Below are 25,138 nucleotides of genomic sequence, written 5' to 3'. Positions count from 1 at the left end.
GTGCCGGCGTGCCGGGCGGCCGCCGGGGCGCCGGCCGGGGTGGCGGCGGCGCCGCGGCCGCCCTGGACGGTCTTGCCGCCCGGGGCCCCGGCGGAGCGCTGCACGGGCGGCTGCGCGGGCGCCGGGACGGTGGCGGCCGACTGGTCCTGCGGGGACGGCCGGCGTCCCGTCTCGCCGGTGCCCCGGGCGTCCTGGGCGTCCTGCGTGCCCTCGGCGCCCTCGGCGCCGTCCGTGCCGTTGCCGGTCCGCGCGGTCTCCGGTCTGGATGCCTCGGCGGCCGGACGCGGCGCGAGGGACGGCGACAGCGCCATCCCGCCGGTGGTCCGGAACAGCTCGTCGGCACCCGGGAGACTCACTCGGCGGGGCGGCACCGGTCGAGCACCTCCCTGGCGAGCTGGCGGTAGGCGGCGGCACCGACCGAGTTGGTCGCGTACGTGGTGATCGGCTCGCCGGCGACGGTGGTCTCCGGGAAGCGCACGGTCCGCCCGATGACGGTGTGGAAGACGTGCTCGCCGAACGCCTCGACGACGCGCGCGAGCACCTCGCGGCTGTGCACGGTGCGCGAGTCGTACATGGTGGCGAGGATGCCGTCCAGGCGCAGCTCGGGGTTGAGCCGCTCGCAGACCTTCTCGATGGTCTCGGTGAGCAGCGCGACGCCGCGCAGGGCGAAGAACTCGCACTCCAGCGGGACGATGACGCTGTGAGCGGCTGTCAGCGCATTGACCGTCAGCAGGCCCAGCGAGGGCTGGCAGTCGATGATGACGTAGTCGTAGTCCGGCAGCAGGGGCTTCAGGGCGCGCGCCAGCGCGGACTCCCGGGCGACCTCGCTGACCAGCTGGACCTCGGCGGCGGAGAGGTCGATGTTGGACGGCAGCAGGTCCATGCCCGGCACGGCCGTCTTGAGCAGGACCTCATCGGCCGTCAGGCCGCGCTCCATGAGGAGGTTGTAGACCGTGACGTCGAGTTCCATCGGGTTGACGCCGAGTCCGACCGAGAGCGCGCCCTGCGGGTCGAAGTCGACGAGCAGCACCCGGCGGCCGTACTCGGCCAGCGCGGCGCCCAGGTTGATGGTCGACGTGGTCTTGCCGACGCCGCCCTTCTGGTTGCACATCGCGATGATCTGCGCGGGGCCGTGCTCGGCCACCGGCGCGGGGATCGGGAAGTAGGGCAGCGGGCGGCCGGTGGGGCCGACCCGCTCGCGGCGCTGGCGCGCGGCGTCGGGGGCCAGCGTGGCGGCGTACTCCGGGTCCGGCTCGTACTCGGCGTCCGGGTCGTCGTAGGCGCCGTAGGCGAACTCGCCGTAGGCCAGGCCGTAGGCCGCCAAGTCGGCGTCGTGATCGGTCACCGTGGTCACCTGCGCTGTGTTCTGGCGTGCTTCGAAGGTACGGAGTGCGACCGAGCCGACCTCGGCCGAGCCCACGGAGGGCTGCCGGGCCCCGGGCTCCTCACTCGGCTGGCCGGCGGTGCGTTCCGCCAGTCCTGGCTGACCACCCCCGGGAGCAAATGTCGACTCATTCACAAGTCGTCTTACCTCCTTGGGCATCCAGGACTCTATGTCGATTCGTCAGCGTGGCAGCAGCCGACGGTTTGCGACTCTAGGCCGTTCAAGGCGTTCGCAGCAACACAATCCACGGTAGTGGGCCTCATGTGTCGACTATCGGGCGGGCCGCTGTCAAGGGATGAGTGGCCTGTTGACCCTAACGTTTCTGCGCCGGGGTGCGGTGGGGTGACACGACCGACGAAAATTGACGACAGAGCGACCCGCCCGCGCCACCGGCCGTTCACGCGCACGGCGAAGCCCCCGACCCGAGGGGAGAGGGTCGGGGGCGAACGACCGCCGTGCGGTCAGGGTGTTCAGGCGAGCACGCTCTCCAGGGACACCGACTCCAGGCCGAAGGCCTCGGCGACGGCCGGGAAGGTGATCTGGCCCTCGTGCACGTTCAGGCCCTTGGCGAGCGCCGGGTCACGGCGCAGCGCCTCCTTCCACCCGCGGTTGGCCAGCTCGACGACGTACGGAAGCGTCGCGTTGGTCAGCGCGTAGGTCGAGGTGTTCGGAACGGCGCCCGGCATGTTGGCCACGCAGTAGAAGACCGAGTCGTGGACCTGGAAGGTCGGCTCGGCGTGCGTGGTGGGACGCGAGTCCTCGAAGCAGCCGCCCTGGTCGATGGCGATGTCGACGAGCACGGAGCCCGGCTTCATGCGGGAGACCAGCTCGTTGGTGACGAGCTTCGGGGCCTTGGCGCCCGGGATCAGCACGGCGCCGATGACCAGGTCGGCCTCGATGACGGCCTTCTCCAGCTCGAAGGTGTTGGAGACGATGGCCTTGATCTTCGTGCCGAAGATGCGGTCGGCCTCGCGCAGCTTGTTGATGTCGCGGTCGAGCAGGGTCACCTCGTAGCCCATGCCGATGGCGATGGTGGCCGCGTGCCAGCCGGAGACGCCACCGCCGATGACGACGGCCTTGGCCGGGTGGGTGCCGGGCACGCCACCGGGCAGCACGCCGCGGCCGCCGGCCGGGCGCATCAGGTGGTAGGAGCCGACCTGCGGGGCCAGCCGGCCCGCGACCTCGGACATCGGGGCGAGCAGCGGCAGGGCGCCGTTGCCGAGCTGCACGGTCTCGTACGCGATCGCGGTGGTGCCGGACGCGACGAGCGCGTCGGTGCCGGCGCGGTCGGCCGCCAGGTGCAGGTACGTGAAGAGGGTCTGGCCCTTGCGGAGGCGGTGGTACTCCGAGGCGATGGGCTCCTTGACCTTCAGCAGCAGGTCGGCGGTGGCCCACACCTCGTCGGCGGTGGGGAGGATGGTGGCGCCGGCGGCCACGTACTCCTCGTTGGGGATCGAGGAGCCGACACCGGCGTTGTCCTCGATGTAGACCTCGTGTCCGTTGCGGACCAGCTCATGCACGCCGGCGGGCGTGATGGCCACGCGGTACTCGTGGTTCTTGACCTCGCGGGGGATGCCGACCTTCACGGCTAAACACGTCCTCTTGCCATGGGGGTCCCTACCGGAGAAGACCGGCGGGCGCCGCGCACAGGGGGAAGCCTCCGGGGGCAGCCCGGGGCATGGATCGCTGCGCGACTGAGTTCGAGTGTAATGAAGCCCAGTCGGCGTGTCAGCCTTCCAAAGTGACTAATTTTGCCGGACACATTGGCAGGTTCGTAGGCTTCCACCGCGATCTTCCCATCAAAGATGCCCGAACCGGACATCTAAGACAATACCCCTGAACCGCCCCTCACCACCCGGCGTAGAGGCGTTCGCGCAGGTCCGCGAGGCTGGCCCCGACGGCCTCCCGGCCCCGTTCGTCGCCGAGCCTGCGCAGCACCGCCAGGGCGGCGCGGTACTCGCGCTCGGCCTCCTCGAAACGGCGCTGGGCGGTGTGCGCCTCGGCCACCCGGGCGAGCAGCCGGGCCTCCGCCGCCTGCTCCCCCATCGACTGCCGCAGCCCGAGCGCCCGCCCGTACCAGTCGGCGGCGCGGACGGCGTCCCCGAGCGCCCGGTGGCACCCGGCCGCGCCCTCCAGCGCCCGCGCGCAGAGCGGCTGGTCGCCGACGCTGCGGGCGTGCTCCAGGGCGGCCCGGTAGTGCGTCCCGGCGAGCTCCCAGCGCCCGGCGGCGGCCTGCAGGTCGCCCAGGTTGAGCAGCGCGGCCGAGGCGCGCCGGGGCCGGCCGTTGCGCTCGGCGACGGTCAGCACCAGCTCGTGCAGCCGGTGCAGGTCGGCGGGCGCGGCGCCGCCGGTGAGCGGCAGCGCCCGCAGCAGCGCGGTGACCAGCCGCCCGGCCGAGCCGTCGAGGTCGCCCTGGCCGATCGCGTCGCCGACGGCGGTGAGCAGGAGGTCCCGCTCGCCGAGCAGCCACTCCCGGGCGTGCGCGGCCGAGCGCAGCCGCAGCGCGGCGGGCAGCGGGTCCGGTGCGGGGCCGGCGGCCGGGTCGAGCAGCGCCCGGGCCGACTCGGTGAGCCGGACCATCCGCTCCAGCAGCCGGGCCCGGGCGAGCTCGGTCTCGGCGGGCCGGTCCTCGTGCTCGCGCAGCCGGACGAGCCGCGGGTAGAGCCGCGCGGGCACCCGGTAGCGCGGCGTGCCGTCGGGGGCCGGCGGCTCCTCGGCGAGCAGTTCCCGCCCGGCGAGCGCGGCCAGCGTCGCGGCGGCGTCCGGTGCCGGGCAGCCGACCAGGGCGGAGGCGGTGCGGGGGTCGGCCGTCTGGGCGGGGGCCAGGGTGAGGGTGCGCAGCATCCGCGCCTGGGCGGCCGGCAGCGTGCGGTACACCAGGGTGAACGCGCCGACCAGCGGGTCGTTGTCGGGGACGGGCACCGGCTCGGCGGGCTCCGGGGCGGGCTTGACCCAGGCCGCCGGGTCCGTGGCCGGTTCGGCGGGCGGCTCCGGCGCCGCGGCGGCGCCGGTCCCGGCCCCCTTGGCGTCCTTGAGGCTGTTGGTCCCCTTGCCCGCCCTGGCTCCCTTGGCGGTCTTCGCGCCCTTCGGGGCCGCCGCCTTCTCCTCCTTCTTCCCCTCGTTCACGACACTCTTCGCGGCGCTCTGCGCGGCGCTCTTCACGGCGCCGTTCACGACGCTCTGCGCGGCCCCCTTCGCCACGTCGTTCGGAGCGTCCTTCCCGGCGTCCTTCGCGCCGTCCCTCGCCGTCTTGTGCCGGTCCGCCGCCGGCCGGGCCGCCTCCTCGCCCAGGACGCTCGCGAGCTCGCGCGCCGCGTCCGTGACGGCCGTCTTCGGGTTGCCGCGCAGCCACCCGGCCATCAGCCGCAGCGCGGCCGGCCGGGCGGCGCAGGCCTCGGCGAGGTCGGCGCCGCCGACCGGGTCGCAGGAGAGCCGGGTGCCGCCGACCAGGTCGGCGAGCAGCTCGCCGGAGGCCTGCCGGTCGAGCCCGCCGAGGATGACGGGGTCGATGTCCTCGATGCCGGTGAGCGGCCCGGCGGTGGTGGCGAGCACCAGGCAACCGGGCTCGTCGGCGAGCAGCGGCCACAGCTGCCCGGCGTCCCGGACGTCGTCGAGCAGCAGCAGGACCCGGCGGCCGGTCAGGGCCTCGCGCAGCGCGACGCAGGCCGGTTCGTCGCGCCCGTCCTCGGCCGCGCCGGGCAGCGGCACGTCCGCGGCCGGGTCGAGCTGCTCCAGCAGCAGGCGGGCGGCGCGGGCGGGCGGCACCCGGGCGCCGTCGGGCGCGGACAGGCGGGTGAAGAGCACGCCGTCGGGGTAGTCCGCGGCGACGGTGCGGGCGAAGCGCACGGCGAGCGCGGTGCGGCCCGAGCCGGGGCGCCCGGCGAGCACGAGCACCGGGCTGCGGCCGGCGGCCGGGCGGGCCGCGGCGGCCCGCAGCGCGGCCAGTTCGGCGCGCCGCCCGGCGAACACCGTGGGGCCCGCCGGCAGCCGCTCCACACCGGGCACGGACCCGGCGGGCACTCCGGGGCCGGCGTCCATCGTCACCGTCTTCCTCGCCACCCGTGCCCACTCCCGACGTCGTCCGGTGCTCAGCGCGCGCGGCCCGGGACGGACCGCCTGTCTGCGAAGCGTAGTTGCGCCGTCCGGCCCGGCCGAGGTGACATCCGGTCGTACCAACCGGCAAATCACCCCGCCGGATCAACGGGAGCGCCGGGAGCGCCCCGAGCGGGCCCCGAGAGGGCCCCGGGAGGGCCGGCTCAGGCCTCGAAGGGCCGGGCCGGCCAGGGCGCCTCCGGCGGGCGCAGCGCGTCCAGCCCGCCGGGAGTCGTCAGCGCGGCGTGCACCGCGAGCGTGCCGGTGACCAGCGTCGGGTTGTGCAGCCGCCCGGCCTGGATCAGCCGGATCAGCTCGGGCACCGGCACCCGGGCCGTCTCGATCTCCTGCTCCTCGCCCTCGGCCGCGTAGCGCTCGCCCTCGGCGTCGGACAGGTCGGTCGCGAGGAACATCCGCAGCGCCTCGTCGGTGCCGCCCGGGGAGGTGTAGTAGTCGGCGAGCACCCGCCAGGTGCCGGCCTCGACGTGCGCCTCCTCGTACAGCTCCCGCTTGGCCGCGTGCCACGGGTTCTCGCCGGGCACGTCGAGCAGGCCGGCCGGCAGCTCCCAGAGCCGCTGGCGGACGGGGTGGCGGTACTGGCGCAGGATGAGCACCCGCTCCTTGTCGTCCAGGGCGAGCACCGACACCGAGCCGGGGTGAGTCTGGTAGTCGCGGCGGGCCCAGCTGCCGTCGGGCATCCGGACCTCCTCGCTGCGCACGCCGGTGACCCGGCCCTGGAACGGCGTACGGCCCTCACGGACCTCCCACTCCTCGGCCGCGTCGGCGATCACCCGGTCGCTGCTGTCGTCCATCGCTCTCCCCTTTTCGTCAGTACGACACAATCTAACGCCGAACGGCGGCCCCGCGGGAATCGCGGGACCGCCGTCGGGTGAACGACCGGGGCCGAGGAGGGTGTGACTACTCGGACGCCGCGGTCTTGATCACGATGGCCGCCTTGACCAGGCCCGCGAACAGCGGGTGCGGGCGGGTCGGACGGGACTTCAGCTCCGGGTGGGCCTGGGTGGCCACCAGGTACGGGTGCACCTCGCGCGGGTACTCGACGTACTCGACCAGGTCGCCCTTGGGCGAGAGGCCGGAGAACTGCAGGCCGGTCTTCTCCAGGTCCGCGCGGTAGGCGTTGTTGACCTCGTAGCGGTGGCGGTGGCGCTCCTCGACGTACTGCTCGCCGCCGTAGACCTCACGGACGATCGAGCCCTCGGCGAGCTTGGCCGGGTAGAGGCCGAGGCGCATGGTGCCGCCCAGGTCGCCCTTGCCGTCGACGATCGCCAGCTGCTCGGCCATGGTGGAGACCACCGGGTGCTTGGCGGCGGCGTCGAACTCGGTGGAGTTGGCCTCCGGCAGGCCGGCCAGGTTGCGGGCCGCCTCGATGACCACGCACTGCAGGCCCAGGCACAGGCCCAGCAGCGGGACCTTGTTCTCGCGGGCGAAGGTGATGGCGCCGACCTTGCCGTTGACGCCGCGGTCGCCGAAGCCGCCGGGGATGCAGATCGCGTCCACGTCGCCGAGCTGCTCGCGGGCGCCCTCGGGCGTCTCGCAGTCGTCGGACGTGACCCACTTGATCTCGACCCGGGCGTTGTTGGCGAAGCCGCCGGCGCGCAGCGCCTCGGTCACCGACAGGTAGGCGTCCGGCAGGTCGATGTACTTGCCGACCAGGGCGACCTTGACGATGTGCTGCGGCTCGTGGACGCGGCGCAGCAGGTCGTCCCAGGTGGTCCAGTCCACGTCGCGGAACGGCAGGTCGAGCCGGCGCACCACGTAGGCGTCCAGGCCCTCGCCGTGCAGGACCTTGGGGATGTCGTAGATCGACTTGGCGTCGATGGCCGCGACCACGGCCTCCTCGTCCACGTCGCACATCAGCGAGATCTTGCGCTTGATGGCCTGCGGGACCTCGCGGTCGGCGCGCAGCACGATCGCGTCGGGCTGGATGCCGATGTTGCGCAGCGCGGCGACGGAGTGCTGGGTGGGCTTGGTCTTGAGCTCGCCCGAGGGGCCGATGTAGGGCAGCAGGGAGACGTGCACGAAGAACACGTTGTCCCGGCCGACCTCGTGGCGGACCTGGCGGACGGCCTCCAGGAACGGCAGCGACTCGATGTCGCCGACGGTGCCGCCGACCTCGGTGATCACGACGTCGACGTCCTCGGTCGCCATGCGGCGGATCCGGGACTTGATCTCGTTGGTGATGTGCGGGATGACCTGGACCGTGTCGCCCAGGTACTCGCCGCGCCGCTCCTTGGCGATCACGGTGGAGTAGACCTGGCCGGTGGTCACGTTGGCCGAGCCGTGCAGGTTGGTGTCCAGGAACCGCTCGTAGTGGCCGATGTCCAGGTCGGTCTCGGCGCCGTCGTCGGTGACGAAGACCTCACCGTGCTGGAACGGGTTCATGGTGCCCGGGTCCACGTTGAGGTACGGGTCGAGCTTCTGCATCGTGACGCGCAGTCCGCGGGCCTTGAGCAGGGCGCCGAGGCTGGAGGCGGTGAGCCCCTTGCCGAGCGAAGAGGCGACACCCCCGGTGACGAAGAGGTGCTTGGTCGTCACGGCGCGGCCGTTCGCTGCCTTGCCGGAATGGGGCTGTGCCAAGAGGGGGCTCCCGTGGGTCGCGTGTCGAAAGTGACGTGGGTGGGGGCTCACCGGCTCGCCGGGCGACGAGGGGGTGCGGTGTGAGGCACGGCACCCGAAGGGTCGTCGGTTCGGCTGGTCCGGGGCGTTTGATCCCACCGGTCCACGGGATACCAGGGTATCAGTGACCCGACCCGGACGCCTTCCCGGCCGCTCGCACCGCCGACACGGCGCACGCGGGGCGCACCACCGGCGCACCGTACGGCGCATCCGTCACACCGGTCGCACCACCGCCGGACCGGGCCACGACGGCACTCCCCGACCGGGCCATGCCACCCCCTCCTGGCGGACCACGCGGAACTGATCCGTCCGGACCATCCTTCACGCCGCCTCCGCGATGCACGGCATTTCCCCCGAATTGTGGCGCCACACGGGGCTGCGTCCGCGTGCTTCGCCCCTTTCGTCCGTCGTAAGCTGCACGGACGCATCGCCGACAGCACGAGCACGCGGAGGGCGTGGGAGGGTCAGGACGCTCCCGGTCCCCGATGCGCGACCGGACCTCTCCGTAATCCAGCTCCTCCCCCACCCACCCCGGGGGCTCCACCGAGCCCCGCGCGGACACTCCGGCAAGGCCCGCCACCACCCACCGGCGGTCCGGACGTCCCGGGGTGGGCCTCCGGCCCCGCAGACCGCTCGCTCCCCTCGGATCGCCGATGCGTCGTGACCACATTGCGAACTGGAGATCCACGTGGCCGGCCGTATCGAGGACTACGCACTCATCGGGGACATGCAGACCGCCGCCCTGGTCAGCAGGGACGGGGCGGTCGACTGGCTGTGCCTGCCCCGCTTCGACTCGCCGGCCGTGTTCGCCGGCCTGCTGGGCACCGATGAACACGGCTTCTGGCGGATCGGCCCGGCCGAAGCCGTCGCGAGCGAGGTCCCCGCCCCCACGGCCGTCCCGGCCCCGGTCACCGGCCGGGTCCGCTTCGCCGACACGGCCGACCTGCGGGTCCCCCCGCCGACCGCCGCCGCTCCCGCCGTGCCCGCCGACCGCCGCCGCTACCGGGGCGACTCGCTGATCCTGGAGCAGGAGTGGGACTCCCAGGGCGGCACCGTCCGGGTGATCGACTTCATGCCGCCGCGCCCGCTGGCCGGCAAGGACGCCGTCCCCCAGGTGATCCGGATCGTCGAGGGCGTGGCCGGCACCGTCCGGATGCGCTCGGCGGTGCGGATGCGCTTCTCCTACGGCCGCATCGTGCCCTGGGTGCACCGGGTCGAGCAGGCCGACGGCGGCCACCGCACCGTCGCCGTCGCCGGGCCCGACTCGGTCTGGCTGGACGGCGAGGCCGACACCTACGGCCGCAACCTCACGACCTACGCCGACTTCACCGTCACCGCCGGCGAGCGGATCGCCTTCGCCCTCACCTGGCAGGCCTCCCACCTGGACGCCCCGAAGGCCCCGGACGCCGAGGCGATGCTCGACGCCACCGCCGACTTCTGGCACGAGTGGGCCGAGCAGTGCACCTACCAGGGCCCCTACCGCGAGGCCGTGATCCGCTCGCTGATCACCCTCAAGGGCCTCACCTACGCCCCCACCGGCGGCATCGTCGCCGCCCCCACCACCTCCCTGCCCGAGGACATCGGCGGCGAGCGCAACTGGGACTACCGCTACACCTGGCTGCGCGACGCCGCGATCACCCTCTCCTCGCTTCTGCGCACCGGCTACCGCGACGAGGCCCGCGCCTGGCGCGAGTGGCTGCTGCGCGCGGTCGCCGGCGACCCGGAGAACCTGCAGATCATGTACGGCATCGCGGGCGAGCGCGAGCTCACCGAGTCCTCGCTGGACTGGCTGCCCGGCTACGAGAACTCCCAGCCCGTGCGGATCGGCAACGGCGCCGCCGGCCAGCTCCAGCTCGACGTCTACGGCGAGGTCGTCGAGGCCCTGCACCTGGCCCACATGACCGGCCTGGTCCGCAACGACCACGCCCACCACCTCCAGCTGCGCCTGATCGGGTACCTGGAGGACCACTGGCAGAACCCGGACGAGGGCATCTGGGAGGTCCGCGGCCCGCGCCGGCACTTCGTCCACTCCAAGGTGATGGCCTGGGTCGCCGTCGACCGCACCATCAAGCTGCTGGAGCAGACCCCCGAGGACGCCCCCGGCGACGACCAGCTGGAGCGCTGGCGCGAGCTGCGCGACACCATCCACCGGGACGTCTGCGAGAAGGGCTACGACCCCGAGCGCAACACCTTCACCCAGTACTACGGCGGCCGGGAACTGGACGCCTCGCTGCTGCTCATCCCCCAGGTCGGCTTCCTCCCGCCGGACGACAAGCGCGTCATCGGCACCATCGAGGCCATCCAGCGCGAACTGTCCACCGAGGACGGCTTCGTGCTCCGCTACCCCACCCACGACGAGAGCGGCAGCAACGTCGACGGCCTCTCCGGCCACGAGGGGGCCTTCCTCGCCTGCTCGTTCTGGCTGGCCGACGACCTCGCCATGATCGGCCGGGTCCAGGAGGCCCGCGAGCTGTTCGACAAGCTGCTCGGGCTGCGCAACGACCTCGGCCTGCTCGCCGAGGAGTGGGACCCGCGCGAGAAGCGCCAGGTCGGCAACTTCCCGCAGGCCTTCAGCCACGTCCCGCTGATCGACACCGCGCTGCGCCTGACCGCCTGCGGCGGCGCCTACCTGTCGGCCCAGCCCGACGGCCACGCCGGCGAGCGGGTGGAGCAGGCGACCGTCTGACCCCCTAGGCGCGCTGGACCAGCTCGTCGTAGGTGCTCAGCACCTGGGCGACGGTGGCGGCCTCGTCCGGCCAGGTCTCGGCCTGCTGGCGGCCGGCCGCCACCAGCCGCTCCCGGCGCCGCGGGTCGGCCAGCAGCTCGCGCACGGCCCGGCCGACCGCGGCCGGGTCGCCTGCGGGCACCAGCACGGCCGCGTCGCCGACCAGTTCGGGGATCCCGCCGACGGCGGTGGCGACCACCGGCACGCCGGCCCGCATCGCCTCCTGGACGACCAGCGAGCGGGCCTCCCAGCGGCTGGAGACGACCACGACGTCGGCGGCCGACAGCAGGTCGGGCACGTCGGTGCGGTAGCCGAGCAGCCGCACCGGCAGCTTCTCCGCGGCGACCCGCTCGCGCAGCGCGCCCGCCTCCGGGCCGTCCCCGGCGAGCAGCAGCAGCGGCTGCGGGTCCAGCGCGGACAGTTCGCGGGTGGCGTCCAGCAGGAGCCCGAAGGCCTTCTGCGGGACGAGCCGGCCGACCGCCAGCACCAGCGGCCGGTCCGGGCCCCCGCCGAGCAACGCGGCCCGCGCCGAGGCCCGGTCGAGCCGTCCCTCGGGCATCGGCGGGGCGGCCACCGGGCCGAGCCGGGCGTCGGTGGCGCCCAGCTCGCGGGCCCGGGCGACGAGGTCGGAGGAGGCCCCGAGGACGAGGTCGGCGGCGCGCGCCACCCGGCGCTCCATGAGCCGCTGGAGGCGGCGCTCCATGCCGGTGGCCAGCAGCGCGTGGTGCGAGGTGACCACCAGCGGCGTCTCCGGGCGCAGGCCCGGGAAGCGGCCGGCGGTGCGCAGCGCGAGGTCGGAGAGCAGCCCGGCGCGCAGGCCGTGGGCGTGCACCACGTCGGCGCCGGTGAAGGCGCGGCGCAGCTCGCCGATGGCGGTGGCGTCGCTGCGGGCGCCCGCGGTGGGGGTGATGTCGACGGTGTGGAACCGGGCGCCGGTGCGGGAGAAGCCGAACAGCGCGTCCGTGCCGGCCGGGGCGCAGACCGTGACGCCGACCCCGTGCGCGACCAGGCCCTGGGCGAGGGAGCGGACATGGGCACCGATCCCGCCGGTGCTGGCGGCCAGGACGAGCACCACGTGCAGCTGGCCCGGCTCGGGGGCGGCCGGGGTGACCCGGGCGGCGGAATGGTCCACGTCGTCTCGCATCCGACTCGATCAGGTTCGCGCGCCCCGCTGCGGGGGTTGCCCGCCGGCGGCGCTCGGGACTGGAAAGCCAGTGTCCAGCCGCCACCATGCCAGGTCGGCGGCCCTCTTGGACAGTCGGCGCCACCGGGGGCGCGTCGTCGTGCCGCGAGGGCCGCCGGACCCGGCGAAGGGGCCGGCTAGCGCCGGCGCGGGGCCCGGGCGGCGGCCAGCAACTCCTCGGCGTGGGCGCGGCCCAGCTCGGAGTCCTCCAGGCCGGCCAGCATCCGGGAGAGCTCCCGCACCCGCTCCTCGTCGTTGAGCACCTTGACGCCGCTGCGCGTCACGGTGCCGTCGTTGGTCTTCTCCACGACGAGGTGCCGGTCCGCGAACGCGGCGACCTGCGGGAGGTGGGTGACGACCACGACCTGGGCGGACTCGGCCAGCTTGGCGAGCCGGCGGCCGATCTCGACCGCGGCCTTGCCGCCGACGCCCGCGTCCACCTCGTCGAACAGGTAGGTGGGGACGGGGTCGGCGCCGGCGAAGACCACCTCGACGGCGAGCATCACCCGGGACAGCTCACCGCCGGAGGCGCCCTTGGCGATCGGGCGGGGCTGGGCGCCGGGGTGCGGGGCGAGCAGCACCTCGACCTCGTCCACGCCGTGCGGGCCGTAGGCGACGGTGCGGCCGTCGACCTCGATCCCGGCGAGGTCGTCGACCAGGGAGATCGCGAAGGTCACCCGGGCGTGCGGCATGGCCAGTTCGGCGAGTTCGGCGGAGACGGCCTCGGCGAAGCGCCCGGCGGCGGCGTGCCGGGCGGCCGACACCTCGGCCGCGAGTTCGGCCAGCTCGGCGCGCAGCTCGGTCTCCCGGGCGCCGAGCTCGTCGATCCGGTCGTCGTCGCCGTCGAGTTCGGCGAGCCGGGCGGACCCGGCCTCGGCCCAGGCGAGCACCTCGGCGAGGGTGTTCTCCGCACCGCCGTACTTGCGCAGCAGCTGGGCCAGCGCGGCCCGGCGCTCCTCGACGGCGGCCAGGCGCACCGGGTCGGCGTCCAGGTCGTCCGCGTAGCCGGCCAGGTCGCCGGCCACGTCGGCGAGCAGGTAGCCGACCTCGTTGAGGCGGTCGGCCAGGGCGGCCAGCCGCTCGTCGTGGTGGCGGACGGCGTCCAGGGCGCGGCGGGACTGCGCGAGCAGGGTGCCGGCGTCCAGCGCCTCCGGGTCGGCCGGGTCACCGGCCAGGGCGGCGTGGGCGAGGGTCGCGGCGGAGGACAGCGCGTCGGCGTGGCCGAGGCGCTCGGCCTCGGCGGACAGCTCGACGTCCTCGCCGGCCACCGGCTCGGCGGCGGCGATCTCGTCCAGCCCGAAGCGCAGCAGGTCGGCCTCCTGGGCGCGCTCGCGGGCCCGGGTGGTCAGCTCCTCCAGGGTCGCCGAGACCTCGCGCAGCGCCCGGTAGGTCTCCCGGTAGCGCGCCAGCGGCTCGGCGACCGTCTCGCCCGCGTACCGGTCGAGGGCGCCGCGCTGGCGGGCCGGGCGCAGCAGCCGCTGCTGGTCGGTCTGGCCGTGCACCGCGATCAGGTCCTCGCCGAGTTCGGCGAGCAGCCCGACCGGCACGGACCGGCCGCCGACGTGCGCCCGCGAGCGCCCCTCGGCGGAGACGGTGCGGCTGATCAGCAGGGCGCCGTCGTCCAGTTCGGCCCCGGCCTCGATCGCGCGGGCCGCCGCCGGGGAGCCGGCGGGCAGTTCGAGCCGGCCCTCGACGACGGCGCGTCCGGTGCCGTTGCGCACCAGCCCCGGGTCGGCCCGGCCGCCCAGCAGCAGGCCGAGGCTGGTCACCACCATGGTCTTGCCCGCGCCGGTCTCACCGGTCACGGCGGTGAAGCCGGGCGCCAGTTCGACCACCGCGTCGTCGATGACGCCAAGATCCCGTATCCGCATCTCGTCCAACACGGAGACGACCTTACGAGGTTCCACCCCCGGCGCGCGACGAGCGGCAACGGCGCGCGGCAACTCCGTGCCCGGAAGTTCATCCCTTCCGGGAGGTTTGCCCCGGGCCGGGCGCGGTGCACCAGGGCAGGAAGAACTGCACCAGCGGGCCGATGGCCAGCGCGTACACGACGGTGCCGACCCCGGCGGTGCCGCCGAGGAGGATCCCGGCGGCGAGCACGGTCAGTTCGATGCCGGTGCGGATGAGCCGCAGCGAGCGGCCGGTGCGCCGGTGCAGGCCGGTCATCAGGCCGTCGCGCGGGCCCGGGCCGAGGCGGGCGCCGATGTAGAGGCCGCTGGCCAGGCCGTTGAGCAGGACCGCGGCGGTCATCAGGGCGATCCGGGCGGGCAGCGCGCCGACCCCGCCGACGACGGTGAGGGTGAGGTCCATGGCGGCGCCGATCACCAGCACGTTGGCGACGGTGCCGAGGCCCGGCCGCTGGCGCAGCGGGATCCACAGCAGGAGGACGAGGGCGCCGCAGATCGTCACCCAGGCGCCGACGGTCAGGCCGAGGGCGCGCTGGAGGCCCTGGTGCAGGACGTCCCAGGGGTCGAGGCCGAGGCCGGAGCGGAGCATCAGCGCCATGCTCGCGCCGTACAGCGCGAGGCCGCCGAAGAGCTGCGGGAGGCGCCGGCCGAGCGCGTGGGTGTCGCCGAGCACGCGGACGGCGAGCGGGGCCCGCCCGGACGGGACGGCGGTCGGGGTCACGGTGGTGGCCAATGCTGCTCCTGCGGTGGTGCCGCACCTCGGGGGGACGGCCCCGATGGTGGCGGCCTCGACGGCCGCCCTGTCATGATGAGCGGGCCAAACGGGCCCACTCCAGGGCCAATCACGAGCAAGTGGACTGATCACCCATGGCCGACTGGCACACCACCGTCACTCCCCCGGCGCTCGCCCGGCTCCTCTCCACCGCGCGGCTGCCCGCCCCGGCGACCGCCCGCCGGCCCGCCTACCGCACCCTGGCCGGCCAGATCCGGCTGCTGGTCACCGAGGGCCGCCTGCCGGTCGGCGCCCGCCTGCCCGCCGAACGCGAACTCGCCACCGCCCTGGAGCTCAGCCGCACCACCGTCGCCACCGCCTACGAGGCGCTGCGCACCGACGGCTACCTGCGCAGCCGCCGCGGTTCCGGCAGCTGGACCACCCTGCCCGAGGGCGCCCCGCCGCCCAGCGACGCCCTGCACCCCGTCCCGCCGGACGAGCAGAACCGCACCCTGGACCTCGGCGTCGCCGCCCTGCCCGCCCCGCAGCCCTTCCTCGGCGAGGCCGCCGCCCGCGCCGTCGAGCAGCTGCCCCGCTACGCCGCCGGGCACGGCCACTACCCCACCGGCGTCCCGGTGCTCCGCGAGGCCGTCGCCCGCCGCTTCACCGAGCGCGGCCTGCCGACCACCCCCGACCAGATCCTGATCACCACCGGCGCGATGGGCGGCCTCCACCTGCTCCAGCGGGTGCTGATCGGCCGCGGCGACCGCGTCGCCGTCGAGGCACCCACCTACGCCCACACCCTCCAGGCCCTGCGGCTCGCCGAGGCGCGGCTGGTGCCCGTCCCGTACGCGTGGCCGGACGGGCCGCTGCGCGGGCCGCGCTGGGACCTCGCCGAGTGGCGCCGGGTGCTGCACGGCGCCGCGCCCCGGCTCGCCTACGTCCTGCCGGACTTCCACAACCCGACCGGCGCCCTGATCCCCGAGGACCAGCGCCGCGAGCTGCTCGCCGCCGCCCGCACGGCCGGCACGGTCGTCCTGGTCGACGAGACCACCGCCGAACTCGGCTGGGGCGTGCCGCCCGACGCGCCGGTGCCGCGCCCGATGGCCGCGCTGGACCGCACCGCCCAGGTGGTCACCGTCGGGTCGGCGGGCAAACTGCTCTGGGGCGGCCTGCGGATCGGCTGGGTGCGGGCCGCGCCCGCGCTGGTGCGCCGGCTGGCCTCCGAGCGGGTCTACAGCGACGTCGGCACCCCGGTGCTGGACCAGCTGATCGCCGCCGACCTGATGGGCGAGACCCTCCCCGCCGTCCGCGCCCACCAGCTCGACCGGCTGCGGGCCACCGCCGACGCGTTCGGCGCCGCGCTGCCGCGCCACCTGCCCGGCTGGAGCTACGCGCCGCCGCCCGGCGGCCTCTCGCTCTGGGTCTCCACCGACGGCCTGTCCGGCGCCGCGCTCGCGCTCGCCGGGGAGCGCGGCGGGGTGCGGATCGCCTCCGGCAACCGGTTCGGTGCGGACGGCGCGTTCGAGCACCACGTCCGGATCCCGCTCACCGTGCCGGCGCCCGCCGTGCCCGCCGCCGTCGAACGGCTCGCCGCCGTCGCCGCGCAGGCGGGCAGCGGCGGCCGGTTCGGCACGGCGGACGACAGCCAGCCGCTGGCCGTGTGACGCCGCCCCGGTTCTCCGGATCCCCGGATCAGCAGGGCGTGTTCGAGCGCCCGCGCCAACCCGTCACCGGCAGCGCGAACTTGGCCACCAGCCGGTCGGTGAACGGCGCCCGGTGCAGCCGTGCCAGCCGCACCGGCGTCTGCCCCCGGCGCACCTCCACCCGCGCGCCGGCGGGCAGTTCGACCGAGCGCCGCCCGTCGCACCACAGCACGCCGTGCGGGGTCTTCGGCTGCACCTCGACCGCCAGCACCGAGTCCGGCGAGGTCACCAGCGGGCGCGCGAACAGCGCGTGCGCCGAGATCGGCACCATCAGCAGCGCCTCCACCTCCGGCCACACCACCGGCCCGCCGCCCGAGAAGGCGTACGCCGTCGAACCCGTCGGCGTCGCGCAGACCACCCCGTCGCAGCCGAAGTTGGAGACCGGACGGCCGTCCACCTCGGTCACCACCTCCAGCATCCGCTCCCGGGACGCCTTCTCGATCGAGGCCTCGTTCAACGCCCAGTCCTGGTGCACCACGTCGCCGTTGGTGCGGACGATGACGTCGATCGTCATCCGCTCCTCGACCTCGTAGTCGGCCTTCACCACGCGCTCGACCACGACCGCGAGGTCGTCCCGCTCGGCCTCCGCGAGGAAGCCGACCCGGCCCAGGTTGATCCCGAGCATCGGCAGCCCGTGCTCGCGCGCCAGCTCCGCCCCGCGCAGCAGCGTGCCGTCGCCGCCCGCGACCAGGATCAGCTCGCAGCCGTCCGCCGCACCCGGCCCGCCGGCGACCTTCTCGACCCCGTCCGGCAGGTCCAGGCCCACCGCCTCGGCCGCCAGCAGCCTGATCCGGACGCCCGCCTTCAGCAGCCCGTGCACCAGGCCCTCGACGCTGCGCAGCGCCGCCTCCCGGCCGGTGTGCGCGATCAGGAAGACCGTACGTTCTTCATCGCTCATGCCGCTGCCCTCTCCCTCACGCCTGCCGGGTCGCCCTCGGCCCGGTGCGGTCGCGTCACCCAGCAATCACACAGCATGACGGACCCGACGTCCCCCGAGCACCCTATCGGGGGCCCTCCGCGACGGCCCGGTCCGCCTCCGCCGGGTCCAGTCGCGGGGCGTCCCGGCGCATCCACAGGAAGTACTCGACGTTCCCGGACGGCCCCGGCAGCGGGCTCGCGGTGACCGCCCGCACGCCCAGCCCCAGCTCCCACGCCTGCGCCGCGACCTGGCGCACCATCTCGGCGCGCAGCTGCGGGCTGCGCACCACGCCGCCGCTGCCCAGGCGTTCCTTGCCGATCTCGAACTGCGGCTTGACCATCAGCACGAGGTCCGCGTCCGCGGCCGCGCACCCGGCCAGGGCCGGCAGCACCAGGCCCAGCGAGATGAACGACAGGTCGCCGACCACCAGGTCGACCGGGGTGCCGCCGATCATCTCCAGGGTCAGCTCGCGGACGTTGGTGCGGTCCATCACCGTCACCCGCTCGTCGCTCTGCAGCGACCACGCGAGCTGCCCGTAGCCGACGTCCACCGCCAGCACGCCGGCCGCGCCGGCCCGCAGGAGCACGTCGGTGAACCCGCCGGTGGACGCGCCCGCGTCCAGCGCCCGGCGGCCCTCGACCACCAGGCCCTGCGGCACGAACGCCGCGAACGCCCCGGCCAGCTTGTGGCCGCCGCGCGACACGTAGTCGGGGTCGTTGTCGTCCTTGGCCACGACGACCGCCGCCGAGGTCTCCACCTGGGTGGCCGGCTTGGTCGCGGTGGTACCGCCGACGGTCACCCGGCCCGCCGCGATCAGCTCGGACGCGTGCTCGCGCGACCGGGCCAGCTTGCGGCGGACCAGCTCCGCGTCGAGACGGCGTCGTGCCACTGCCACTGGTGTTTCAGCTCCTACGGGTCGTGCGGGTCGGTGGTGCGGGTCGTACGGGTGGTGCCGGTCAGTCCCCGTCGAGCGCGGCCAGCGCGTCGGCGAAGCGCCGGTGAACATCTTCGTACACCGCGACGTGCGCCTCGGCGGGCACCCCGTCCAATGCCTCCAGCCGGGCCAGCCCGGCGTCCACGGCGGGGTGGCCGGTCGGGGCCAGGTCGACGCCGAGCGGCTCGGGGGCGGCGCCGGGGACGGGGGCCGGGGCGGGGGCGTCAGGCATCGGGCTTCTTCGTGCTGGTGGCCTTGCGGACGGTGGTCTTCTTCGTCGCGGTGCGCTTGGCGGGCGCGTCGGCGGCGGCCGTCTTCTTGGCGGCGGTGTTCTTGGCAGCGGTGTTCTTCGCGGTGGCGGTCTTCTTCACGGCCGTCTTCTTCACCGCCGTGGTCTTGGCCATCGTGGTCTTGGCCGCCGAGGCCTGCGCGGCCGTCTTCTTCGCGGCCGTCTTCTTCCCGGCGGGCTTGGCGGCCGCCTTCGTGGCGGACTCGGACGCGGACTCCTCGGCGGGAGCCTTCCGTACCGGCGGCTTCCTGGCCGCCGAATGCGCCGGCGCCACCGGCGGATCGACCTCCACCGGCTCGTCCACCTCCACCCGCTCCGCCGCTATCGGCTCGCCCACCGCACGGGCCGGCGGCTCGTGCCGCTGCTCCCAGCCGCGGCCGAACAGGCCGTCCGCACGCGGCGCCGGCACGGGCTCCTCGTCCTGCGCCTCCGCCGCGGGCCGCGCCGCCGGGACGGCGTCCTCCTCGACCTCGCGCAGCTTGCTCTCCAGGTACGCCAGCACCACGCCGACCTTCGTCACCTGGTCGCCGACCCTCTCGAAGGCCTTCTCCACCTCGCCGCGCGCCACCCCGACGGCCAGGTCCACCCCGGCCCGCCCGGCGGTGACCGCCTCCTCCGCGAGGGTCTGCAACTGCTTGGCCGACGGCGGGAACTGCCCGCCCAGCCGGCGCTCGACCTCGGCGACGTCGACCCCGGTCCGTTCCAGGATCGTGGCCGCCGTCCCGACGACCCGCTTGCCGACCTCCTCCACCACCACGGCCGCGGCCTCCACCACTCCCCGCACCGTCCTCGGCAGCATCCGGGTGCCTCCTTAGCGCCTGCGCGCATCGCTCCGTCGCCGTCGGCCCCCGGCCGGTACCGGGCGCCCCACTGACGACGCTACCGCCAAAACCCGCCTGCGGTACCGTGGCCCCGCGCCGGCCGCCGCCGTCGGCCACCGGAACCCGGGACGCCCAGGGAGGGACCCACCGCCATGGCCAACGCCGAGGAGTGCCGCGCGGCACTGGAACAGCTCAGCCGGAACATGGCGAAGTCCACCGGCGACGTCCGCAAGGCCGCCGCCCTCGACCGCTCCCTCTCCTGCCGGATCACCGACCTCGACCTGACCTTCACCGGCCGCCTGCGCGACGGCCGGATCCAGGACGTCGTCCCGGTGCCCGGCATCCCCGCCGAGAAGGCGGAGATCCGGCTCACCATGGCCAGCGACGACCTGGTCGCCCTCGTCGGCGGCGGGCTCAACTTCGCCTCCGCGTGGGCGAGCGGCCGGATCAGGCTGGAGGCGGGCTTCCGCGACCTCCTGCGGCTGCGCACCCTGCTCTGACCGGGCCGCCGCCCGAAGACCCCGCCCGAAGACCTCGAAGACGCCTGGAAGGTCAGAAGCCCAGCTCGGCGAGCGCCTTCCGCCCGTCGGCCGGCTCGCCGTCCGCGTCCAGCGCCGCCCACGAGGCCGCGCACAGCGCCCGCAGGCCGTCCCAGCGGTCCGCCCCGGCGCCGTCCAGCCGCAGCACGCCCTCCTCGGCGCGCGCGATCCAGCCCCGGCAGGCGAAGCCGCCCTCGGCCGCCTCCACCGCCGGGTGCGGCTCCAGCAGGCCGCGCAGGTCCGCCGCGAGGTACGTCGGACGGTGCTCGACCGGGGCCGTGAGCAGCTGTGCCGCCGTCGTCACCCCGGTGAAGACCAGCAGGCTGTCCACCCCGCCGTTGAACGCGCCCTCGATGTCGGTGTCCAGCCGGTCGCCCACGACCAGCGGCCGCTCGGCCCCCGTCCGCAGCACCGTCTCGCGGTGCATCGGCGGCAGCGGCTTGCCCGCGACCTCGGGCTCCACCCCGGTCGCCGCGCGCACCGCCGCCACCAGCGTCCCGTTGCCGGGCGCGATCCCCCGGGCCGTCGGCACCGTCAGGTCGGTGTTGGACGCCACCCACGGCAGCCCGCGCTGCACCGCGTACGAGGCCTCCGCCAGCTGCGCCCAGCCGACCGACGGGTCGTAGCCCTGGACCACCGCGAGCGGCTCCTCGTCGAGCGTCCGGACCGCCACCAGACCGCGCTCGGCCAGCGCCTCCTCCAGCCCGAGACCGCCCACGACCAGCACCTTCGACCCGGCCGGCACCTTCTCGGCGACCAGTCGGGCGGCGGCCTGCGCCGAGTTGATCACGTCGGCGGGCTCGGCCGGCACGCCCAGCTCGGTCAGGTGCCCGGCCACCACCCGGGGCGGCCGGGAGGCGTTGTTCGTCACGTACGCGAGGCGCATCCCGGCCGCGCGCGCGGCGTCCAGCGCGTCCACGGCGTGCTCGATCGCGTGCGGTCCGGCGTACACCACGCCGTCGAGGTCCAGCAGGGCCGTGTCGTACGCCTCGGTGAGCGGGCGCTCGCTGCTCCCGGGGGCGGTCCGTCGCACGGGGGTGGCCGTCTCGGTCATGCCTGCTTTACCTCATTCACTGCGTCGTCGTTCTGCGTCGTCGTTCACTGCGTCGTCGTTCACTGCGTCCGGTGCGTCGTTCACCGCGGTGACGGGCCCGCCGGTCACGCGTCGTCGTCGACGCCGGCCGCGCTCCCGTCGGCGGCGCCGCCGGACCCGCCCGCCGGGGGCTCCAGGTACCCGGGCGCCCCGGGCAGCAGCGGGCCGAACGCCCCGGCGCGGGCCGCCAGGGTGGCCCGGGTCTGCCGCAGCGCCGCCCGGTAGTGCTCGGCCTCCGGCCGCATCGCCACGGCCAGCGCCAGGTGCTCGGCGGACGTCTCGAAGTCGCCCAGCCGGGCCGCCGCGACGCCCCACCCGAACTGAGCGTAGTCGTCGGAGGGATCCGCCAGCGCAACGGCCTGGAAGTTCTCCAGCGCCGCCGCGTACGAACCCGCGTCGAACTGCGCCCGCGCCAGCGACTCCCGGATGCTCCGCGAGTGCGGCTCGGCCGCCGCCGCCCGGGCCAGCAGCTGCTCGGCCGCCGCCGGGTGCCCCTGGGCCAGCAGCTTCCCGCCCCGGCGGAACCACTCGTACACGTCCCCGGCGGGCTCGCCCGGCCGCTGCGCCGGAACGCCGCCCGCCCCGGCGGCGCCGCCACCGGTGGCGCCGTCCCCACCACCAGGCTGGACCGGAGCGCCGTCGTCCACCTGGTTCCACCCGTCGTTCATGCCGTACCTCGCCCTCGTTCGCCCCTCGGTCGCCCACCCGTCCCACTGACCGGCACAGGTGTTCCGATCTCTCAACAACGCGTACCCGGTTACGATGCCCAGAATGAGCACCTCCAGTGCAGAAGACGGAGCCGAGACTCCGCAGGGCGGCCCCGGCGATCCCGGGCACGTCGCCACCGCAGGTCTGTCCCTGTCCCCGTTCCGGGGCCTGCGCTACGTCCCCGACCGGGTCGGCACGCTGGCCGCGGTCACCTCACCCCCGTACGACGTCGTCGACCCCGGCCGCCGGCTCGACCTGGAGACCGCCGACCCGCACAACGTGGTCCGGCTGATCCTGCCGCGCCCCGAGCCCGAGGACAGCGGCGACCGCCCCGACCGCGACACCCGCTACCGGCACGCCGCCCGGCTGCTGAGCGACTGGCAGCGCGAGGGCGTCCTCGCCGCCGACCCCGAGCCCGCGCTCTACGTCTACGAGCAGCGCGTGCCCGCCACCGCCGACTCCCCCGAGCTGCTGCAGCGCGGCCTGATCGGCGCCCTCGCGGTCAGCGGCCGCGAGGGCGGCGTGGTCCTCCCGCACGAGGACGTGATGCCGCGGCCCGTCGCCGACCGGGTCGGCCTCATGCGCACCACCCGCGCCAACCTCGAACCGCTCCTGCTCACCTACCGGGGCAAGGGCGGCGCGGCCGACGTCATCGAGCGCACCGTCCGCGACGAACCGCTGCTCACCACCGCCACCAGCGACGGCACCCACCACCGCCTCTGGGCCGTCACCGCACCCGACGACATCGCCGAGATCGGCCGCGACCTCGCCCGCTGCCGGGCCCTGATCGCCGACGGCCACCACCGCTGGGAGATGTACCTGCGCCTCCAGCGCGAGCACCGCCACCTGCCCCGCAGCCCGTGGGACCGCGGCATGGTGCTCCTCGTGGACACCGCCCGCTACCCGCTGCGCGTCCGGGCCATCCACCGGGTGCTCTACCGGCTGCCGGTCGCCGAGGCCCTGGAGCGGCTGGGCGACCGGTGGCAGGTCAAGGAGATCCCGGGCCCGCTCGCCTCCGCCCTCCAAGCGCTCGCCGAGCAGAAACGACACGGCGGCAACGGCTTCGTCCTGACCGGCGGCGACGGCGTCTTCTGGCTCGTCGGCGAGCCCGAGGAGGCCCTCCTCGACGCGACCGTGCCGCGCGACCGCCCCGAGGAGTGGCGCCACCTCGACGCGACCGTCCTGCACGCCACCCTGCTCGACCACACCTGGCACGTCCCCGACGGCCCCGACGACATCGGCTACCTGCACACCGCCGTCGCCGCCGAACGGGAGGCGGCCCGCACCGGCGGCACCGCCGTCCTGCTGCACCCGGTGCGCGAGAGCGTCGTGCGGCGGCTCGCCGAACAGGGCGTCACGATGCCGCGCAAGTCCACGTCCTTCGGGCCGAAGCCGGCCACCGGACTGGTGCTGCGCAACCTCGAACTGGGCTGACGCGCCCGGGCCCTGACGCAGTGAGGCCCTGCCGCGCCCCCCCCGGACCCCGGGGGGGGGGGGGGGCGCCGCCGGCGGGGGGGGGGGGGGGCGGGGGGGGGCGGCCGGCCCCGCCGCCCCCCGCACCCTCCCGGGGTGCGGCAGGGCCTCACTCGTCGGTCGCGCGTCAGCTCTTGGCGTCGGCCTCGGCCGCGTCGGCCGCGGTCTTCTCCTCGGCCTCGGCGTCCTTAGAACGCTCGGGCACCACGCCGTCGAACTCCTCGTCGATCTCGAGGTCGTCCTCGTCGTAGTACTCCTCGACGTCCTCCTCGTCCTCGTAGATCACGCGGTCGTCGGACACGTCGCCGCCGCGCTTCTTCGCCGGGGCCTCGGCCTCCTCGGCCTCGTCCTCCAGCTCGGGGTCGAGCGCGTCCACGAACTCGACGCCGTCGATCTCGGCCAGCCGCTCGGCGGCGTTGGTCGAACCGTCGGTGTCGGCCTCGACGGCCTTCACGAACCACTCACGGGCCTCGTCCGCCCGACCGGCCGCGATCAGGGCCTCGGCGTAGGCGTACCGCAGGCGCGCGGTCCACGGGTGCACGGCGCTGGAGGCCAGCTCCGGGCTCTGCAGCGTCACCACGGCGGCGTCGAACTGCTCCATGTCGGAGCGCGCACCGGCCGCGACCAGGCGCATCTCGACCTGGCCGGCCTTGTCCAGCTGCTTCACCTCGGGCTCGCCGGCCATCGCCAGCGCCCGCTCCGGACGGCCCAGACCGCGCTCGCAGTCGGCCATGACCGGCCACAGGTCCACGCGACCGGTCATCCGGCGGGCGGCGCGGAACTCGGTCAGCGCCTCGGAGTAACGCTGGGTCATGTACGAGGCGAAGCCGGCCGCCTCACGGACGGCCGCGACGCGCGAGGCCAGCCGGAGCGCGACGCGCGAGTACTGGTACGCCTCCTCCGGCTCGCTGTCGAGCAGGCGGGCGACCATCACCAGGTTGCGGGCGACGTCGTCGGCGAGCGTCTTGGGCAGGCTCTTGAGCTCCTGGCGCACGTCCGCGTCGATCTCGAAACCGGTGACGTCCTCCGGGATCGGCAGACGCTTGACGGGCTCGTAGTTGCCACGGCGGTCGTCGTAGTCGCGGCCGCCACGGTCGTCGCGGCGGTCGTCACGACGGCCCTCGAAACGGCCGCCACGGTCGTCGCGGCGGAAGCCGCCGCGGTCACCGCCGCCACCCTGACGGTCATCGCGACGGAAGCCACCGCGGTCATCGCGGTCACGGTTGAAGCCGCCACCGGAGGGACGGTCGCCGCGGTCGTCACGACGGAAACCACCACCGGCCGGACGGTCATCGCGACGGAAACCGCCGCCCTGACGGTCGTCACGGTCACGGTTGAAACCACCACCGGAGGGACGGTCGCCGCGGTCGTCACGACGGAAACCACCGCCAGCCGGACGGTCATCGCGACGGAAACCGCCGCCCTGACGGTCGTCACGGTCACGGTTGAAACCACCGCCCGAAGGGCGGTCGTCACGACGGTAGCCGCCACCGGAGGGACGGTCGTCACGGCGGTAACCGCCGCCCTGGCGGTCGTCGCGGTCGCGGCCGTAGCCGCCACCGGCGGGACGGTCGTCACGGCGCGGACGCTCGTCACGGTCGTCACGGCGGTAGCCACCCGGGCGCTCGTCGCGGCGAGAGCCGCCACGGTCGTTGGACCAGCTCCCGCGGGACCGGGGCTCGTAGCCTCGGCCGTCGTCCGATCGACGCTCGGGACGGTCCTGGGGCTGGTTCGACATCGTGGTGACTCCTTCTCCTGCTTCAGCTCTGCCGCGGACCGGGCCGTACATCTCGCCCTCACGCGGCTGCGTGCCGGCCTGCTGGCCGCACGCCTTCTCCATTGTCCGGCATCCGGGAACACTCCGCGTCCGGGCGGAAGCCCCGGCCTTGCCGGCCGTGCACGTTCGCAAAACACAAAAAGGCCGCGGCCCCAGCGAAATGCCGGGGGCCCCCGCCATGAATAAATGGTCCGCCGCGACCAACACACCCCCCCGGTCCCCCCCGCCGAACCCACGGG

20 protein-coding genes and 1 pseudogene are annotated in these 25,138 nt (G+C 74.9%); 4 read left to right on the top strand and 17 right to left on the bottom strand.

The annotated features are described in order from the left end of the window. The 6 genes and pseudogenes from ACFV4F_RS36255 to ACFV4F_RS36230 form a co-directional block, all read right to left on the bottom strand. Nucleotides 1–356, bottom strand: a pseudogene (locus ACFV4F_RS36255) (hypothetical protein); the annotation flags it as partial. After that, complete coding sequence (locus ACFV4F_RS36250; RefSeq protein ID WP_030245868.1) at nt 353–1,420, bottom strand: ParA family protein; 1,068 nt, start codon at nt 1,418–1,420, stop codon at nt 353–355. The pseudogene ACFV4F_RS36255 and the gene ACFV4F_RS36250, both read right to left, overlap by 4 nt. 434 nt (nt 1,421–1,854) lie before the next feature. Beyond that, nucleotides 1,855–2,970: an alanine dehydrogenase gene (ald, locus tag ACFV4F_RS36245; protein WP_380446357.1), complete on the bottom strand. Its 1,116-nt coding sequence runs from the start codon at nt 2,968–2,970 to the stop codon at nt 1,855–1,857. 262 nt (nt 2,971–3,232) lie between these two features. Then, nucleotides 3,233–5,443: a tetratricopeptide repeat protein gene (locus ACFV4F_RS36240; RefSeq protein ID WP_380509157.1), complete on the bottom strand. Its 2,211-nt coding sequence runs from the start codon at nt 5,441–5,443 to the stop codon at nt 3,233–3,235. Between the two features lie 197 nt (nt 5,444–5,640). Then, complete coding sequence (locus ACFV4F_RS36235) at nt 5,641–6,288, bottom strand: NUDIX domain-containing protein (RefSeq protein WP_380446355.1); 648 nt, start codon at nt 6,286–6,288, stop codon at nt 5,641–5,643. Nucleotides 6,289–6,394: 106 nt separating this feature from the next. Then, nucleotides 6,395–8,074, bottom strand: a complete 1,680-nt coding sequence (locus ACFV4F_RS36230) for a CTP synthase (RefSeq protein WP_380446354.1) — start codon at nt 8,072–8,074, stop codon at nt 6,395–6,397. Between the two features lie 727 nt (nt 8,075–8,801). Here ACFV4F_RS36230 and ACFV4F_RS36225 point away from each other — a divergent pair. Next, nucleotides 8,802–10,799 (top strand): glycoside hydrolase family 15 protein, encoded by a 1,998-nt coding sequence (locus ACFV4F_RS36225; RefSeq protein WP_380446353.1) that lies wholly within the window; start codon nt 8,802–8,804, stop codon nt 10,797–10,799. Between the two features lie 4 nt (nt 10,800–10,803). Here the strand turns inward: ACFV4F_RS36225 and ACFV4F_RS36220 are convergent, their stop codons facing one another. The 3 genes from ACFV4F_RS36220 to ACFV4F_RS36210 form a co-directional block, all read right to left on the bottom strand. After that, entirely contained in the window at nt 10,804–11,982 is a 1,179-nt protein-coding gene (locus tag ACFV4F_RS36220) for a glycosyltransferase family 4 protein (RefSeq protein WP_380446352.1), read from the bottom strand. Between the two features lie 176 nt (nt 11,983–12,158). Next, nucleotides 12,159–13,892, bottom strand: coding sequence for a DNA repair protein RecN (gene recN, locus ACFV4F_RS36215; RefSeq protein WP_380446364.1), 1,734 nt, complete (start codon nt 13,890–13,892; stop codon nt 12,159–12,161). Between the two features lie 88 nt (nt 13,893–13,980). Further along, the gene (locus ACFV4F_RS36210) at nt 13,981–14,661 is read right to left on the bottom strand and encodes a YitT family protein (RefSeq protein WP_380509154.1); all 681 of its coding nucleotides are present in this window, start codon (nt 14,659–14,661) and stop codon (nt 13,981–13,983) included. Nucleotides 14,662–14,795: 134 nt separating this feature from the next. Between ACFV4F_RS36210 and ACFV4F_RS36205 the strand changes: the two genes are divergently transcribed. Beyond that, entirely contained in the window at nt 14,796–16,307 is a 1,512-nt protein-coding gene (locus ACFV4F_RS36205; RefSeq protein ID WP_380509152.1) for a PLP-dependent aminotransferase family protein, read from the top strand. 28 nt (nt 16,308–16,335) lie between these two features. Here ACFV4F_RS36205 and ACFV4F_RS36200 read toward each other — a convergent pair whose 3' ends face one another. The 4 genes from ACFV4F_RS36200 to ACFV4F_RS36185 form a co-directional block, all read right to left on the bottom strand. Beyond that, nucleotides 16,336–17,244 carry an NAD kinase gene (locus tag ACFV4F_RS36200; protein ID WP_359965441.1) on the bottom strand — a complete coding sequence of 303 codons (909 nt, stop codon included), beginning with the start codon at nt 17,242–17,244 and terminating at the stop codon, nt 16,336–16,338. Nucleotides 17,245–17,347: 103 nt separating this feature from the next. Beyond that, complete coding sequence (locus tag ACFV4F_RS36195) at nt 17,348–18,154, bottom strand: TlyA family RNA methyltransferase (RefSeq protein ID WP_380446362.1); 807 nt, start codon at nt 18,152–18,154, stop codon at nt 17,348–17,350. A gap of 67 nt (nt 18,155–18,221) precedes the next feature. Further along, the gene (locus ACFV4F_RS36190) at nt 18,222–18,431 is read right to left on the bottom strand and encodes a hypothetical protein (protein ID WP_380509149.1); all 210 of its coding nucleotides are present in this window, start codon (nt 18,429–18,431) and stop codon (nt 18,222–18,224) included. Continuing rightward, nucleotides 18,424–19,287, bottom strand: a complete 864-nt coding sequence (locus tag ACFV4F_RS36185) for a hypothetical protein (protein ID WP_380509146.1) — start codon at nt 19,285–19,287, stop codon at nt 18,424–18,426. The genes ACFV4F_RS36190 and ACFV4F_RS36185 overlap by 8 nt, the downstream gene beginning before the upstream one ends. A gap of 174 nt (nt 19,288–19,461) precedes the next feature. On the opposite strand from ACFV4F_RS36185, the gene ACFV4F_RS36180 reads away from it, so the two are divergent. Then, the gene (locus ACFV4F_RS36180; protein ID WP_380509143.1) at nt 19,462–19,809 is read left to right on the top strand and encodes an SCP2 sterol-binding domain-containing protein; all 348 of its coding nucleotides are present in this window, start codon (nt 19,462–19,464) and stop codon (nt 19,807–19,809) included. Nucleotides 19,810–19,861: 52 nt separating this feature from the next. Here ACFV4F_RS36180 and ACFV4F_RS36175 read toward each other — a convergent pair whose 3' ends face one another. Further along, nucleotides 19,862–20,902 (bottom strand): HAD-IIA family hydrolase, encoded by a 1,041-nt coding sequence (locus tag ACFV4F_RS36175; RefSeq protein ID WP_380446347.1) that lies wholly within the window; start codon nt 20,900–20,902, stop codon nt 19,862–19,864. 104 nt (nt 20,903–21,006) lie between these two features. Continuing rightward, complete coding sequence (locus ACFV4F_RS36170) at nt 21,007–21,609, bottom strand: tetratricopeptide repeat protein (protein WP_380446346.1); 603 nt, start codon at nt 21,607–21,609, stop codon at nt 21,007–21,009. Nucleotides 21,610–21,712: 103 nt separating this feature from the next. On the opposite strand from ACFV4F_RS36170, the gene ACFV4F_RS36165 reads away from it, so the two are divergent. After that, nucleotides 21,713–23,083, top strand: coding sequence for a DUF1015 family protein (locus ACFV4F_RS36165; protein ID WP_380499196.1), 1,371 nt, complete (start codon nt 21,713–21,715; stop codon nt 23,081–23,083). Between the two features lie 166 nt (nt 23,084–23,249). Here the strand turns inward: ACFV4F_RS36165 and ACFV4F_RS36160 are convergent, their stop codons facing one another. Together ACFV4F_RS36160 and ACFV4F_RS36155 are read right to left on the bottom strand one after the other, a co-directional pair. Beyond that, nucleotides 23,250–24,161, bottom strand: a complete 912-nt coding sequence (locus tag ACFV4F_RS36160; protein ID WP_380509160.1) for a tetratricopeptide repeat protein — start codon at nt 24,159–24,161, stop codon at nt 23,250–23,252. Continuing rightward, nucleotides 24,053–24,727, bottom strand: coding sequence for a hypothetical protein (locus ACFV4F_RS36155; protein WP_380509163.1), 675 nt, complete (start codon nt 24,725–24,727; stop codon nt 24,053–24,055). Before ACFV4F_RS36155 ends, ACFV4F_RS36160 begins: the two co-directional genes overlap by 109 nt. Nucleotides 24,728–25,138: the final 411 nt, after the last annotated feature.

The organism is Kitasatospora sp. NPDC059722, from assembly GCF_042733235.1.
Lineage (GTDB): Bacteria > Actinomycetota > Actinomycetes > Streptomycetales > Streptomycetaceae > Kitasatospora.
The sequence above is the reverse complement of the archived record's forward strand: the minus strand, read 5'-3'. Positions and strand labels throughout refer to the sequence as shown.

What these genes read in the sequence shown, in the direction of transcription:
- ACFV4F_RS36190 (WP_380509149.1), bottom strand. Translation starts at nt 18,431, where the DNA reads ATGCCTGACGCCCCCGCCCCGGCCCCCGTCCCCGGCGCCGCCCCCGAG.
- ACFV4F_RS36165 (WP_380499196.1), top strand. Translation starts at nt 21,713, where the DNA reads ATGAGCACCTCCAGTGCAGAAGACGGAGCCGAGACTCCGCAGGGCGGC.
- ACFV4F_RS36200 (WP_359965441.1), bottom strand. Translation starts at nt 17,244, where the DNA reads ATGAGCGATGAAGAACGTACGGTCTTCCTGATCGCGCACACCGGCCGG.
- ACFV4F_RS36170 (WP_380446346.1), bottom strand. Translation starts at nt 21,609, where the DNA reads ATGAACGACGGGTGGAACCAGGTGGACGACGGCGCTCCGGTCCAGCCT.
- ACFV4F_RS36205 (WP_380509152.1), top strand. Translation starts at nt 14,796, where the DNA reads ATGGCCGACTGGCACACCACCGTCACTCCCCCGGCGCTCGCCCGGCTC.
- ACFV4F_RS36180 (WP_380509143.1), top strand. Translation starts at nt 19,462, where the DNA reads ATGGCCAACGCCGAGGAGTGCCGCGCGGCACTGGAACAGCTCAGCCGG.
- ACFV4F_RS36220 (WP_380446352.1), bottom strand. Translation starts at nt 11,982, where the DNA reads ATGCGAGACGACGTGGACCATTCCGCCGCCCGGGTCACCCCGGCCGCC.
- ACFV4F_RS36185 (WP_380509146.1), bottom strand. Translation starts at nt 19,287, where the DNA reads ATGCTGCCGAGGACGGTGCGGGGAGTGGTGGAGGCCGCGGCCGTGGTG.
- ACFV4F_RS36175 (WP_380446347.1), bottom strand. Translation starts at nt 20,902, where the DNA reads ATGACCGAGACGGCCACCCCCGTGCGACGGACCGCCCCCGGGAGCAGC.
- ACFV4F_RS36235 (WP_380446355.1), bottom strand. Translation starts at nt 6,288, where the DNA reads ATGGACGACAGCAGCGACCGGGTGATCGCCGACGCGGCCGAGGAGTGG.
- recN (WP_380446364.1), bottom strand. Translation starts at nt 13,892, where the DNA reads ATGCGGATACGGGATCTTGGCGTCATCGACGACGCGGTGGTCGAACTG.